The sequence below is a fragment of the Streptomyces sp. NPDC045955 genome (genome assembly GCF_056430805.1).
In genome coordinates this window covers 15,315-29,289 of record NZ_JBWKKY010000023.1, presented here as the reverse complement: position 1 = coordinate 29,289, position 13,975 = coordinate 15,315, and the positions used below count along the sequence as shown (strand labels likewise).

The 13,975-nt window shown below is 72.8% G+C and carries 11 protein-coding genes; 2 read left to right on the top strand and 9 right to left on the bottom strand.

The window, feature by feature from the left end:
- Nucleotides 1-10 precede the first annotated feature (10 nt).
- The 6 genes from AC07F0_RS33570 to rpe form a co-directional block, all read right to left on the bottom strand.
- Nucleotides 11-1,477 carry an amino acid permease gene (locus AC07F0_RS33570; protein WP_478983714.1) on the bottom strand — a complete coding sequence of 489 codons (1,467 nt, stop codon included), beginning with the start codon at nucleotides 1,475-1,477 and terminating at the stop codon, nucleotides 11-13.
- Between the two features lie 168 nt (nucleotides 1,478-1,645).
- Entirely contained in the window at nucleotides 1,646-2,212 is a 567-nt protein-coding gene (locus AC07F0_RS33565) for a GNAT family N-acetyltransferase (protein ID WP_436725997.1), read from the bottom strand.
- Between the two features lie 78 nt (nucleotides 2,213-2,290).
- Nucleotides 2,291-3,733: a GuaB1 family IMP dehydrogenase-related protein gene (locus tag AC07F0_RS33560; protein WP_478983713.1), complete on the bottom strand. Its 1,443-nt coding sequence runs from the start codon at nucleotides 3,731-3,733 to the stop codon at nucleotides 2,291-2,293.
- A 108-nt stretch (nucleotides 3,734-3,841) separates the two neighbouring features.
- Nucleotides 3,842-4,216: a barstar family protein gene (locus AC07F0_RS33555; RefSeq protein ID WP_478983712.1), complete on the bottom strand. Its 375-nt coding sequence runs from the start codon at nucleotides 4,214-4,216 to the stop codon at nucleotides 3,842-3,844.
- Between the two features lie 3 nt (nucleotides 4,217-4,219).
- Nucleotides 4,220-5,263, bottom strand: a complete 1,044-nt coding sequence (locus AC07F0_RS33550; RefSeq protein WP_356929292.1) for a sugar-binding transcriptional regulator — start codon at nucleotides 5,261-5,263, stop codon at nucleotides 4,220-4,222.
- Nucleotides 5,264-5,341: 78 nt separating this feature from the next.
- Nucleotides 5,342-6,028, bottom strand: coding sequence for a ribulose-phosphate 3-epimerase (gene rpe / locus AC07F0_RS33545; RefSeq protein WP_031138926.1), 687 nt, complete (start codon nucleotides 6,026-6,028; stop codon nucleotides 5,342-5,344).
- Between the two features lie 154 nt (nucleotides 6,029-6,182).
- Between rpe and AC07F0_RS33540 the strand changes: the two genes are divergently transcribed.
- Nucleotides 6,183-8,324 carry an MMPL family transporter gene (locus AC07F0_RS33540; RefSeq protein ID WP_478983711.1) on the top strand — a complete coding sequence of 714 codons (2,142 nt, stop codon included), beginning with the start codon at nucleotides 6,183-6,185 and terminating at the stop codon, nucleotides 8,322-8,324.
- Here AC07F0_RS33540 and AC07F0_RS33535 read toward each other — a convergent pair.
- Nucleotides 8,305-9,732, bottom strand: coding sequence for an RsmB/NOP family class I SAM-dependent RNA methyltransferase (locus tag AC07F0_RS33535; protein ID WP_478983710.1), 1,428 nt, complete (start codon nucleotides 9,730-9,732; stop codon nucleotides 8,305-8,307). The two genes, AC07F0_RS33540 and AC07F0_RS33535, sit on opposite strands and share 20 nt — an antisense overlap.
- 69 nt (nucleotides 9,733-9,801) lie before the next feature.
- Nucleotides 9,802-10,734: a methionyl-tRNA formyltransferase gene (gene fmt, locus AC07F0_RS33530; RefSeq protein ID WP_478983709.1), complete on the bottom strand. Its 933-nt coding sequence runs from the start codon at nucleotides 10,732-10,734 to the stop codon at nucleotides 9,802-9,804.
- A 327-nt stretch (nucleotides 10,735-11,061) separates the two neighbouring features.
- Between fmt and AC07F0_RS33525 the strand changes: the two genes are divergently transcribed.
- Entirely contained in the window at nucleotides 11,062-11,607 is a 546-nt protein-coding gene (locus AC07F0_RS33525) for a hypothetical protein (protein WP_150479757.1), read from the top strand.
- Nucleotides 11,608-11,737: 130 nt separating this feature from the next.
- Here AC07F0_RS33525 and AC07F0_RS33520 read toward each other — a convergent pair whose 3' ends face one another.
- Nucleotides 11,738-13,885 carry a primosomal protein N' gene (locus AC07F0_RS33520; protein ID WP_478983708.1) on the bottom strand — a complete coding sequence of 716 codons (2,148 nt, stop codon included), beginning with the start codon at nucleotides 13,883-13,885 and terminating at the stop codon, nucleotides 11,738-11,740.
- Between the last annotated feature and the right edge of the window lie 90 nt (nucleotides 13,886-13,975).

The window sequence follows — 13,975 nt, the reverse complement described above, 5'->3', positions numbered from 1 at the left end:
AGTGGGTCGGTCACTTTTCGGATGGTGCGAGTCGGGAACGGCGATAGCCGTACACGAAGTAGAACACGAGCCCGGCGGCCATCCAGACACCGAAGACGACCCAGGTCACGGTCGGCAGGCTGCCCATCATCCAGACGCAGAAGGCGAAGCCCAGCGCGGGCAGGACCGGGGAGAGCGGCACCCGGAAGGTGCGGGGCATGTCCGGCCGGGTCCGGCGCAGCACCACGACCGCCACGTTGACCAGCGCGAAGGCGAACAGGGTGCCGATGCTGGTGGCGTCGGCGAGCTGCCCGAGCGGAATGGCGGCGGCCAGGACACCGCAGAACAGGGAGACGATGAGGGTGTTGGCGCGGGGCGTGCCGGTCTTCGGGTGGACCCTGGCGAACACCTTCGGCACGAGGCCGTCGCGGGACATGGCGAACAGGATGCGGGTCTGGCCGTAGAGCACGGTCAGCACCACGCTCGCGATGGCGATGACGGCGCAGAAGGCCAGCAGCGTGCCCCAGAAGGTCTGCCCGGTGACCTCGCGCATGATCTGGGCGAGGGCGGCCTCGGAGTCGGTGAAGTTCTTCCACGGTTTGGCGCCGACCGCGACGGCGGCGACGAGGACGTACAGCGCCGTGACGATGACCAGCGACAGCATGATCGCGCGCGGCAGGTCGCGCTGGGCGTTCTTCGCCTCCTCGCCGGCGGTGGAGGCGGCGTCGAAGCCGATGTAGGAGAAGAACAACGTCGCCCCGGCGGCGCTGACGCCCGCCATGCCGAGCGGCATGAAATTCTCGTAGTTGCCGGAGCGGAAGCCCTGGACGCCGATGGCGCAGAACATCACCAGCGCGGCGATCTTCACGATGACCATGACGGTGTTGGCGCGGGCGGACTCGCGGGCGCCGCCCAGCAGGAACGCCATCGCGAGCAGGACGACGATCAGCGCGGGCAGGTTGAACACGCCGCCGTCGCCAGGCGGGGCGGACAGGGCGGCCGGGAGGGTGACGCCGATGGTCCCGTCGAGCAGTTCGTTGAGGTACTCGCCCCAGCCGACGGCGACGGCGGCGACGGACACGCCGTACTCCAGGACCAGGCACCAACCGCATATCCAGGCGATCAGTTCGCCCATCGTTGCGTACGCATACGAGTACGAGGAGCCGGAGACCGGGATGGTGCCCGCCAGCTCGGCGTAGGACAGGGCCGAGAACAGGGCGGTCAGACCAGCGATGACGAAGGAGAGCGTGACGGCAGGGCCCGCCTTGGGGACGGCCTCGCCGAGCACGACGAAGATGCCGGTGCCGAGGGTGGCACCGATGCTGATCATGGTGAGCTGCCACAGGCCGAGGGAGCGCCGCAGCGAGCCTCCCTCGCCCTGGCCGCCCTCCGCGACCAGGTTCTCCACCGGCTTGCGACGCATGAGGCGCGCGCCGACGCCGGGGGGCGGCGGGGCGGTCTGACTACTGCTGTGCGGGGGTGCGCCTTGATCGAGCACGCGCTGACTCCTTCGTCACTGCCGGTCTTGCGCGGCGGGGACCGGCAGCGCCCCGCCCGACAGCCGGGACCCACCGAGCGGGGTCCCCGCCGCGCCACGTACGAGGCGACAGCCTACGAGGAGCGGCGTTGCCCGTGTAATGCAGCAACCTTGCGCGTGCCCGCAAGATCATTGCGTTCCTCGTGACTGGCCGGAGGTTCGTTGCACGTCGGCGTTCGTCCATTGCACGGGACTTGCTCGGACCAGCTCTTTCACCAGGAACGTGAGCTCCTCGACACATTCGCGCAGGACACCGTCGTGGTCCTCGTAGGACCAGCGGCCGACGTAGGGGGCGAGTGGCAGATAGCCGAGCCGGGCGTAGAGGGCGGCGGCGCGCGGGTTGTCGTGGGCGACGCCGAGGCCGATGGCCGTGCGGCCCCGCTCCCGGGCGCGTTCCTCGGCGGCCCGGACCAGGGCGCTGCCGATGCCGCGCGAGCGCAGCGTCTCGGGCCACACGGTCAGCGCGTTGATCTCCGGGCAGCCGGGCCGTGCCGCCCGCACGGAAGCGTCGTCGCAGCCGCCCCAGCGCAGCTCCGTGTGCCCCACGGGCCGTCCGTCGAGCCAGGCGACGAGATAGGTGCTCAGGCCCCGCTCCTGGCGTGCGAAGCGGCGCGCGTGGAACGAGGTGGCGCCCGGGGAGCCGAGGTACTGATCGAGCAGCGCCACGTCGGCGGCCCGGCAGACGGTGATCTCCATGGCGTACGACGGTAGGGCGCCCGCACGCACGAGGCCCCCGATTTTCACCGGGGGCCTGGGAGAAGGGCGTGCGGGCCGTCAGCTCCAGCTGGCGTGCAGGGGCTTGCCCTCGGCGTAGCCGGCGGCGCTCTGGATGCCGACGATGGCCTTCTCGGCGAACTCCTCCAGGGAGCCGGCGCCGGCGTAGGTGCAGGAGGAGCGGACGCCCGCGATGATCGAGTCGATCAGGTCCTCGACGCCGGGGCGGGCCGGGTCGAGGAACATGCGGGACGTGGAGATGCCCTCCTCGAACAGCGCCTTGCGGGCCCGGTCGTACGCCGACTCCTCGGACGTGCGGTTGCGCACGGCCCGGGCGGAGGCCATGCCGAAGGACTCCTTGTAGGCGCGCCCCTGGGCGTCGTGCTGGAGGTCGCCCGGGGATTCGTAGGTGCCCGCGAACCAGGAGCCGACCATCACGTTGGACGCGCCGGCGGCGAGCGCCATGGCCACGTCTCGCGGGTGGCGGATCCCGCCGTCGGCCCACACGTGCTTGCCGTACTTCTTCGCCTCGGCGGCGCATTCCAGGACGGCGGAGAACTGCGGCCGGCCGACGCCGGTCATCATGCGCGTGGTGCACATGGCGCCGGGGCCGACACCGACCTTGACGATGTCCGCGCCCGCCTCGATCAGGTCGCGCACGCCCGCTGCGGCCACGACGTTGCCCGCGACGATCGGCACCTGCGGGTCGAGGTCCCGCACCAGCTTCAGGGCGTTGATCATCGATTCCTGGTGGCCGTGCGCGGTGTCGATGACGAGCGTGTCGACGCCCGCGTCCAGCAGCTGCTTGGCCTTGCCAGCGACGTCGCCGTTGACGCCGACGGCGGCGGCGATCCGCAGCCGCCCCTGCGCGTCCGTGGCCGGCTTGTAGAGCGTGGCGCGCAGGGCGCCCTTGCGGGTGAGGATGCCGGCGAGCGTGCCGTCCTTGTTGACCGCGGGGGCGTAGCGGCGGTTGGCGTGGTCGAGGGTGTCGAAGGCCTCGCCCGGGTCCATGTCCGCGTCGATGAGCAGCAGGTCCCGGGACATGACCTCGCCCAGCTGCGTGAAGCGGTCCACGCCGGACAGGTCGGAGTCGGTGACCACACCGACCGGCCGGTGGTTCTCGTCGACGACGACTCCGGCGTTGTGCGCGCGCTTGGGCAGCAGCGCCAGCGCGTCCGCGACCGTCTGGTGGGGCACCAGCATGATCGGGGTGTCCAGGACCAGATGGCGGCTCTTGACCCAGGAGACGACGTCGGTGACCACGTCGATCGGGATGTCCTGCGGTATGACGACGAGGCCACCGCGACGGGCCACGGTCTCGGCCATGCGGCGCCCGGCGATGGCGGTCATGTTGGCGACGACGAGCGGGATGGTGGTGCCCGTGCCGTCCGGGGAGCTGAGGTCGACGGCCTGCCGCGAGCCGACCGAGGAACGGCTCGGCACCATGAAGACGTCGTCGTACGTCAGGTCGTACCCGGGCTGGATGTCATTGAGGAAACGCACGTGCTGCACATCCCAGTCGATCAGAGGTGACCCCCCGACCGGCCGGCCAGGGGGAAAGAGCACGTACTTCATTGTCCCATGCCGGATGCGCGCACGTCCCCCAGCGGATCATCCAGGCTGGTCAGGGGCGCCTTTGGAGGATGCTCCAAGCCCCAGGGTCACGAAGAGACCCGGGCCCCGGTCCGTCGCCTCCGCGAAGATCTCCTCCGCGACCTGCCACTCCTCGGGCCGCTTCTCGGCGTACTCCCGCCAGCCCCGGACGACGACCAGCAGCCCCTGCTCCACGGCTCCCTCGGGCCAGAGCGCGGGGTCGGCCAGGCAGTCGGCGAGGGCGTCCCAGTTGCGACCGAACCACTCGGGCAGGGAGAGGTCACGGGCGCAGCGGTCCATCAGGCCCGCCTTGTCCGTGACCCCCTCCAGGTCCAGCACGAGCACGATCCGGCCGGCCGGATCGTCCGGTACCTCACGCGCCTCCCTGGCCATAGGTCAGACTCCGTCCGGGTCGGTCCTGTTGAGCGCGGACTTCGGTGCCGGGCCCGCCGTCATCAGATAGTCCGCTGCCGACGTGTCCGTCACCAGGCTGGTGACGAGCCCGGACCGCAGCACCGCGTCGATCGCGGGGCCCTTGCGCTGCCCGCCGGCGATCGCGACGACCTCGGGGATACGGCGGAGCTGGTCGGCCTTGACGGTGATGCACCGCTCGCCCAGGTCCCGGCCGACCCTGCGGCCCTCGGCGTCGAAGAGGTGCGCGGACATCTCGGCGGCGACGCCGAGGGAGGCGTAGTGCGCGCGCTCCTCGTCGCTGAGCATGTCGTGCACCGTGGAGATGCCCGGCTCCCAGGAGCCGATGGAGACGCAGGCGACGGTGACCTTGTCGAAGTGCTCGAAGGCACGGGCGATGCCCGTCTGGTTGCGCAGCGCCGTGGCCGTGGCCGCGTCGGGCAGCAGCATCGGCGCGTAGATGGGGTGCGCGTCACCGCCGGACACCTGGGCGGCACGGCGTACCGCCTCCACCGAGCCGCGCTCGGCGGTCCCGGCGTCGTACACGCCTGTCAGCTGCACCACCGTGCACGGCGGCAGCCGGTCGAGCGCCGCCGCCATGTGGATGGTGGAGCGGCCCCAGGCCAGGCCCAGCACATCACCTTCGTTGACCAGTTCGCCGAGCAGGTCGGCGGCCACCTCTCCCAGGTTCTCGGGGTCGGGCGACTCCTCGGCGTCGGCCGGGGACTCGACCACGACGGCGTGCCTGAGGCCGTAGCGGGCGCGGAGCGCGTCCGAGCGCTCGGCGTCCAGCTCCGCAGGCACACGGATCTCGATACGTACGAGATCCCGTTCGAGGGCGGTCTCCAGGACCCGGGCCACCTTGAAGCGGCTGACGCCGAACTCCTCCGCGATCTGGATCTTGGACTTGCCCTCGAGGTAGAAGCGGCGGGCCATGGCCGCCGCCTGCACCAGCTCAGCGGGTCCCATCCGCATGGCTGACCGGCCCGCCGACATACCCGACACGGCGATCTCCTCACTGCTGTTCACACTCTGGATTCGCCGTTCATCCTTGCAGATCCGGCGCGGATGATCAGCCCTGATGAGAGCCGTTCACTTTGCTGTGGCTCAGTGGTCGCAGGCCCAGGAGGCCTTGGCGGTCGCCGCCTCCGCCTGCGTGCGTAGTGCACGTACCGCCTCTGCCGGGTCGTTCGCCCCGTAGACCGCCGATCCGGCCACGAAGACGTCGGCTCCGGCGTCCGCGCACCGCTCGATCGTGGAAGCGGAGACTCCGCCGTCGACCTGGAGCCAGAGCTCCAGACCGTGCTTGCTGATCAACTCGCGGGTGCGGCGAATCTTCGGAAGCATGATGTCGAGGAAGGCCTGTCCCCCGAAGCCCGGTTCGACCGTCATGATCAGCAGCATGTCGAGCTCGGGGAGCAGGTCCTCGTACGGCTCGATCGGGGTCGCGGGCTTCAGCGCCATGGAGGCGCGGGCGCCCTTGGCGCGGATCTCCCGGGCGAGCCGGACCGGGGCGGCCGCCGCCTCGACGTGGAAGGTGACGGAACCTGCCCCCGCCTCGACGTACTGGGGCGCCCACCGATCGGGGGCCTCGATCATCAGATGGCAGTCCAGCGGGGTGTCCGTCGCACGGGCGAGCGACTCCACGACCGGCACACCGAGCGTGAGGTTCGGGACGAAATGGTTGTCCATGACGTCGACGTGGAGCCAGTCGGCTCCCTCCACGGCCTTCGCCTCGTCCGCGAGGCGGGCGAAATCGGCGGACAGGATGCTGGGGTTGATCTGCGCGGCCATGACCTAAGACTGCCATGCCCTCCGGTGGTTGTGGGCATCGGTCCCGGATGGTCTGTTGGCTGCGGGCCGTCTGCGGCTGATCGCGCTCACGCGGCACAGCCGCATTGGTCACCGCCCCGCGCCCCTTGCGGGGCGCTGCCACAGGGGGGTTGTCGTGAAACAGGGCGTTGTGCATCTCGTCTGCGGGCGGCGGGCCAAGTGGCTGGTGCTGGTGTCGTGGGTGGCGGTGGTGTTCGTGATGGCACCACTCGCGATGAAGCTCACCGACGCCCAGGACAACGACGCGTCGTCCTGGCTGCCGGGGTCCGCGGAGTCGACGCAGGTACTGGAGATCTCGCAGGACTTCCGGCCGGAGCAGATCCCGGCGGTGGTGATCTACGCCCGGGACGGGGGGCTGACGGCCGGGGACCGGGCGGAGATCGCCGAGGACGTGCGGCAGCTCAAGGAGCTGCGTGACCACGGCATCCGGGGTGCGGAGACCCGGGGTCCGGTCTTCGACCGGCCGGACGATCCGCGGGCGGCGCAGGTCTTCGTGCCGATCACGATGGACGAGAAGGGCTGGGAGCGGATCGCGCCCGCCGTCGACTCGATCCGGGACGACGCCGGCGAGGGCGGCCGCGGCCTGGCCGTGCACATCACGGGCCCGGGCGGCACGTCTGCGGACTTCGCGGAGGCCTTCGAGGGCATCGACTCGACGCTGCTGTTCGCGGCGATGGCCGTCGTCATCGTCATGCTGCTCATCACCTACCGCAGCCTGACCCTGCTGCTCGTCCCCCTGATCTCGGTGGTCTGCGCGCTGTTCACCTCCCAGGCGCTGATCTACCTGCTGGCCGGGCACGCGGGGCTGACGGTCAACGGCCAGAGCGCCGGCATCCTCACGGTGCTGGTCTTCGGGGCGGGGACGGACTACGCCCTGTTGCTGGTCGCCCGCTACCGGGAGGAACTGCGCCGACACGAGGACCGGCACGAGGCGATGGCCCTGGCGCTGCACCGCGCGGGACCCGCCGTGCTGGCCTCCGGCGCGACGGTCGTGCTGAGCATGCTGGTGCTGCTGGCCGCCGAGATGAACTCGACCAGCGGCCTGGGCCCGGTGGCCGCGATCGGTGTCGCGGTCGCCCTGATCGCGATGATGACGCTCTTCCCGGCCCTGCTGGTGATCTTCGGCCGGTGGATCTTCTGGCCGGTGATCCCGCACTACGGCACGCCCGACCCGACCGAGCGCGGCATCTGGGCACGCATGGGCCGCCGTATCGCCCGCCGCCCGCGCACGACCTGGGCCGTCACGGCACTGGCCCTGGCGGTCTGTTCGCTGGGCCTGATCCAGCTGCGCGCGGAGGGCATCGGCAACGCGGACGCGTTCACCGGGAAACCGGACTCGATCACCGGCCAGGAGGTCTCGGCGCGTTACTTCCCGGGGGGCAGCGGCGATCGCCTGGTCATCATCAGCAACCATGCGCAGGCCGAGCAGGTGGGCCGCGCGGTGGCGGCGACGCAGGGCGTGGTCCCGCAGTCCCCCGGGCTGCCGCCCGGCACCAAACCGGCCTTCGAGGGCAAGGTCCTGTTCGAGGCCACCATGACCGCCCCGGCGGACAGCGAGGCCGCCAAGCAGACGGTGGAGCGGGTGCGGGACACCGTGCACGCGGTGCCGGACGCCGACGCCCAGGTGGGCGGCGGTACGGCGGCCCTGCTCGACATGGACGAGGCGACCACGCACGACAACGCGCTGATCATCCCACTGGTGCTGGTGGTCGTCCTGCTGATCCTGTGCGTCCTGCTGCGCGCCCTGATCGCCCCGCTGCTGCTGATCGGGACGGTGATCCTGTCGTACACGGCGGCGCTCGGCATCAGCGCGCTCGCGTTCCGGTACGTCTTCGACTACGCGGGCGAGGCGACCGACTTCCCGCTGTTCGTCTTCGTCTTCCTGGTCGCCCTGGGCATCGACTACAACATCTTCCTCACCACGCGCATCCGCGAGGAGGCGGGCCGCCAGGGCACCAGACCTGGCGTGGTCACCGGGCTCGCCACCACCGGCGCGGTCATCACCTCCGCCGGCCTGGTCCTGGCCGGCACCTTCGCCGCCCTCGGCACCCTCCCGATGGTCGCCTTCGCCGAGATCGGCTTCGCGGTCGCCCTCGGCGTCCTCATCGACACGTTCATCGTGCGCTCGGTCCTGGTGACGTCGCTGTTCCTGGACGTCGGTCCGAAGGTGTGGTGGCCGCACCGGCTGGCCAGGGAGGACGGCGGTGCGGCGGCCCGGGAGAGCGTCGGGGCGGGGGTCAGCCGGTCCGGCGGATGAGCGCCAGGTACATCGCGTCGGTCCCGTGCAGATGCGGCCACAGCTGCACGTCGGGCCCTTCGCCGAGGTTCGGTACGCCGGGCAGCAGCGGCCGGGCGTCGAGGAGCTCGGTGTCAGGGTGCTGCTTGAGGACGTCGGCGACCACGGCCCTGGTCTCGGCGAGGTGCGGCGAGCAGGTCGCGTAGCCGACGACACCGCCGACCCGCACCGACTCCAGGGCGGTGCGCAGCAGGCCGCGCTGCAGCGGCGCGAACCCTTCCAGGTCGTCCGGCCGGCGCCGCCAGCGTGCCTCGGGGCGACGCCGCAGGGCGCCGAGCCCGGTGCACGGCACGTCGACCAGCACCCGGTCGAAGCTGCCGGGCCGCCACGCCGGGCGGGTCCCGTCGGCGGCGATCACCTGATACGGCCCCGGATTGCCCTCCAGCGCCCTCGCCACCAGCCCGGCACGGTGGGTCTGCTTCTCGGAGGCCACCAGCAGAGCACCGCGCTCGGCGGCCAGGGCCCCGAGCAGCGCGGCCTTGCCGCCGGGCCCTGCACACCCGTCCAGCCACCGCCGGTCGGGCCCCTCCAGCGGCGCGCCGGCGAGAGCGAGCGCCACGAGCTGGCTGCCCTCGTCCTGCACGCCCGCGCGTCCGTCCCGCACGGCCGCGACGGCGCCCGGCTCACCGCCCTCGGCCAGCCGCACGGCGTACGGCGACCAGTGCCCCGGCAGGGCGGCGTCCTCTTCGAGCAGTTCCTCGGCGGTGGCCCGCCCGGGCCGCGCCACCAGGGTCACCTCGGGCCGCTCGTTGTCGGCGCGCAGCAGCGCCTCGATGCCGGCGCGACCGCCGCCGAGGGAGTCCCACAGCGCCGACACGACCCACCGCGGATGCGAGTGGACGACGGCGAGATGGTCCTCGGGATCCTCGTCGTAGGGCGGCGCCACGCGCTCCAGCCAGCCGTCCAGATCGTGCTGCGCGACCTTCCGCAGCACGGCGTTGACGAACTTGGCGCGCCCGTCGCCGAGCACGACCCGGGCGAGCTCGACGGTGGCGGACACGGCCGCGTGCGTCGGGATCCGCGTCCCGAGGAGCTGATGCGCGCCGAGGCTCAGCACGTCCAGCACCGGCGGGTCGACCTCCCTCAGCGGCCGGTCCACGCAGGCCGAGAGAACCGCGTCGTACGTCCCCTGCCACCGCAGCGTGCCGTACACCAGCTCGGTGGCGAGCGCCGCGTCCCGGGCGTCGAAGTTCTCGGGGCCCTCCTTCTCCCGCGCCTTGCGCAACAGGGGCGGCAGAACGAGGTTGGCGTAGGCGTCCCGCTCGTCCACGGCCCTGAGCGCCTCGAAGGCGAGGATGCGGACGGGGTCCTTCTTGGGCCGACGGTAGGGCTTGCCGGACGAACGGGGCCGACGGTGCTGGTCGCTCACGAAAAATGTGCTCCGGGTGTGAGAAGAAGTGCGCCGTCCAGCCTACGCCGCCCCGGACGTGGCGCCGTGTCAGCCCCCGAGCCGCTCGCCCTCGGTGATCCGCACCCCGCGGGCCCAGTCCGCCGCCCGCATCGGCTTCTTGCCCTGGGCCTGTACCCAGACCAGCTCGACGGCGTACGAGCCGGTGCCGACGTACACGTTGTTCTTCCCGGCGGAGATCTGCCCCGGGGCGAGGTCCTTCCGGTCCGGCACCGGGGTGACCTGGATGAGCTTGAGCCGCTCACCGCGGAACGTGGTCCAGGCGCCCGGTGCCGGAGTGCAGCCCCGCACCAACCGGTCGACGCGCAGCGCGGGGGCGTTCCAGTCGACGTGGGCGTCCTCGACGGTGACCTTCGGGGCCAGGCTGACCCCCTCGGCGGGCTGCGGTACGGCCTTCAGCGTGCCGTCCTCGATCCCGTCCATGGTCGCCGCGAGCAGCCCGGCACCGGCGAACGCGAGCCGCGTCAGCAGATCCCCGCTGGTGTCGGTGGGCCGGATCTCCTCGGTGACCGTCCCGTACACCGGGCCGGAGTCGAGCCCCTCCTCGATCAGGAAGGTGGAAGCCCCGGTGATCTCGTCCCCGGCCATGATGGAGTGCTGCACGGGGGCGGCACCGCGCCAGGCCGGCAGCAGGGAGAAGTGCAGATTGACCCAGCCGTGCGCGGGGACGTCCAGGGCCACACGGGGCAGCAGGGCGCCGTAGGCGACGACGGGACAGCAGTCCGGCCCGATCTCCCGCAGCCGCTCCAGGAACTCGGGATCCTTCGGCTTCGCGGGCTTCAGCACCTCGATCCCCGCCTCCTCCGCCCGCTCGGCGACGGGCGACGCGACGAGCCTGCGCCCCCGCCCGGCCGGCGCGTCGGGCCGCGTGACGACAGCGGCCACCTCGTGCCGCCCGGAGGCGAGAAGGGCGTCCAGAGCGGGAACGGCGACCTCGGGTGTACCGGCGAAGACGAGCTTCATGGGGTGGTGGGGGCCTCTCGGGCAGGGGCGGACGGCGGGCAGCTCACAAGTCTATGAGCCCCGCCGTGGAAAGCGGCCGACGGCGCCCGGCCACCCACGGGAGAGCCAGGCCACCACACGGAAAGTCACGGGTGGTGCGCGGGTGGGAGACCAAAGCCGAAGACCGGAGGCCGAGGCGCACACCCCACGCAAACGGGCGCACGGAGATGCCTCCACGCCCCCAGACCGTGACCCGCGGAGCGAATCCGCGTTGGTCAAGACAGAGTTGACCACTTCGGGCCGCGATCGCGGCCCATTCCTTTCAACGCCGGTTCGAGAGGCTTGTTCATGGCCGACCACGCAACCCACGACGCCCAGGCTCGGGCCAGCCTGCACTTGCTGGTGCGGGACATCGAGCGGGTCCGCCGGCAGGTGGACGCACTGCGCACACTCACCGCCCAGCTGGGCAACGTCTACCGCCCGCGCCGCTCCGGCCCCTCCACGGGCTTCGTCGTCTACGGACGCGCCCCCGCCCCGACGGTACGGCTCGCCCAGGAGCTGCGGGACAGTGTCGAGACCCTGGTCACGGCGGCCGTGGACTTCGACCGCTCACTCGGCTTCTCGTGGGACGCGGTGGGCTCCGCGCTCGGAGTCACCAAACAGGCGGTCCACCGCCGTTACGGCGCACGCCGGGCCACTCCCCAGCCGGCCGCGGCCGAGGCCGAGCGCACACCGGAGCCGTCGGGTTCCCGCACGGTCAGTGTGAACACCGGCCTCCCCACGGTCCCGACGGTCCCGGCGGCCCGCTCCATGCCCACTCAGCCGACGGCGGGCAGCCCGGCCCTCCGCGACGAGGCGAGGCCGACGGCCTTCCCCGGGCCGCGCAACGGCTGAACCGCGCCCCGCCCCGACAGGCCGCTGCCCTCCCGATGCGTCCGGGAGGGCAGCGGCGTGTACGCGGAGGAACAGCGGCGGCCACCAGGCGACGACCACAGCCACCGTCCCACCGCGCCACCCGGCTGCTTCACCCGATGTCAGCCGGATCGATCCGGACCCAGACAGGCTCCGCACTCCCCCGGGCCATCCGCGCGGCCTGCGCGGCCTTCAGCGCACCGGCCAGCGCGGCACCCTTCCCCGGCGGCACCCTGACCAACGCCCGCTCCCACTGCTCCCCGGGCGGCGGCGCCCCCGCCCGCCGCGGTCGCCCCGCTGCGGGCACGGGCAACGGCACCGGCCCCAGCACCTCGGCCTCCGGTGGCAGTTCGGCCGCACGGAGAAACTCGGTCACCGCCTCCGCCGGACCCGACACGGCCGCCATCCGCGACACCGGCGGAAACCCCAGCTCGGCCCGCTCGGCGAGTTCCCGCACCGCGTGACCGACGGGGTCCCACCGTACGAGCGCCTGGACGGGCCGCAGCGTCGGCTCGGCCACGACCACCACCGTGCCACCGGCCGGCTGCGGCCGGACGAGTGCCCCGGCCGCGATCCACCGTCGCAAGGCGTCCTCCCCGGCCCGCAGGTCGGGCCGCCCGAGCATGGCCCACCCGTCCAGCAGCAGCGCCGCCGCGTACCCGCCCTCGGCGACGGGCTCGGCCCCCGGCGTGCTCACCACCAGGGCGGGAGCCCCCGGCACCGTGTCGAGCACGTGTTCTCGGCCCGAGGTCCGCACCGGGACGGCGGGGAAGGCCCGTCCGAGTTCCTCGGCGGTCCGCCGGGCTCCCACCACCGAGGCGCGCAGCCGGAAAGCGCCGCACTCCGGGCAGTGCCAGCTGCCCTCCGCGCGGCCGCACCACCCGCAGCACAACGCGCCGCCGTCCCTGGTTTCCAGCGGTCCGGAGCAGTGCCGGCACCGCGCGGGCGCCCGGCAGTTGGCGCACGCCATGCGCGGCACGTATCCCCGCCGGGGCACCTGCACGAGCACCGGGCCCTGCCGCAGGCCTTCCCTGACGACCTGCCAGGCGAGAGTGGGCAGCCGGGCGGCCCGGGCCGCCTCGTCCCGTGCGAGGTCCCCGTCCCCGACGGTGCGGACGAGCGGGGCGGTGGCGCGCACCTGCTCACGCCCGGCGACCAGCGGGCGCGCCCATCCGCTCTCGACGAGCTGCGCGGCCTCCACCGTGCAGCCCCAGCTGCCCAGCAGGAAGCCGCACTTGTCCTGGGCGGCGCGCAGCAGCAGCACCTCGCGTGCGTGGGGCTGCGGGGCGTGCTGCTCGCTGTGGCTGTCGTCCCCGTCGTCCCAGATGGCGACCAGCCCGAGGTCCTGGACCGGTGCGAACATCGCGGCCCGGGTCCCGATCACGGCCCGTACCGAGCCCCGCCGGACCGCGAGCCACTGCGCGTACCGCTTCTCGGGACCCGCGTCGGCGGTGAGCACCGCGTGCCGCCCCTCCCCCAGCAGGGCGGTCAGGGCGGCGTCGGCCCGCGCGACCGCCCGGCCGTCGGGCAGGACCACGAGCGCCCCGCGACCGGAGGCCAGTGTCGCCCCGACCGCCCGGGCCAGCTCCTCGCTCCACTCCGGGCCGGGCAGCGCGTTCCACACGGCCCGTGGCGCACCGCCCGAGGCCAGCGACTCCAAGAAGGCAGCCCCCTGCTCGTACCGCTGCCAGGAGCCCGCCTCGGGCGCCGGGGGCGGCGGCAGCGGTGCGGGCGAGGGGCGCTGCTCGGCCCGGGCGTTGCGCGGTGGCACCGCGAGCTGCAGGACGTCGGCGAGGCTGCCCGCGTACCGGTCGGCGACCGCCCGGGCCAGCCCCAGCAGTTCCTCGCTCAGCACCCGCTCGGGCGACACGACCTGGGCGAGGGCGGCCAGCGGCCCGGAGTAGTCGGACTCGGCCAGCCGCTCGACGAGGAACCCGTCGATCAGCCCGCCGCCCTCGCGCCGCCCGTCCCGCACCCGGTGCCGCCCGGCCCCGAACCGGACCCGCACCCGGACGCCCGGCTGGGCCTGCTCGTCCAGTTCCTCGGGCACGGCGTAGTCGAAGTACCGGTCGAGATGGAGCACGCCCTTGTCGACGAGCACCCGCGCGACGGGCAGGTTCTTGGCGAGCGCGGCTCCCCGCCAGGTCCGCGGCTTGGCCCGGGGCGTCCTGGCCTTGCGCACACTTTCCCGGATGAGCGCGAGCTGCTCGGGCGGCGCACCTTCAGCGCCGCCGCCCGCCTGTTCGTTCTCGCTGCTCACGCTTGCATTCTTACCAAACGCCACTGACATCCGGCGGGTCCCGAGTACCCGCCGCCCGCGCACCGGACGCACGACGAGGCCCGGCGCCCC

Excerpts from the sequence above, each read along its gene's own strand:
- AC07F0_RS33565 (WP_436725997.1), bottom strand. The coding sequence starts at position 2,212 with ATGGAGATCACCGTCTGCCGGGCCGCCGACGTGGCGCTGCTCGATCAG.
- rpe (WP_031138926.1), bottom strand. The coding sequence starts at position 6,028 with ATGGCCGCGCAGATCAACCCCAGCATCCTGTCCGCCGATTTCGCCCGC.
- AC07F0_RS33525 (WP_150479757.1), top strand. The coding sequence starts at position 11,062 with ATGGCCGACCACGCAACCCACGACGCCCAGGCTCGGGCCAGCCTGCAC.
- fmt (WP_478983709.1), bottom strand. The coding sequence starts at position 10,734 with ATGAAGCTCGTCTTCGCCGGTACACCCGAGGTCGCCGTTCCCGCTCTG.
- AC07F0_RS33555 (WP_478983712.1), bottom strand. The coding sequence starts at position 4,216 with ATGGCCAGGGAGGCGCGTGAGGTACCGGACGATCCGGCCGGCCGGATC.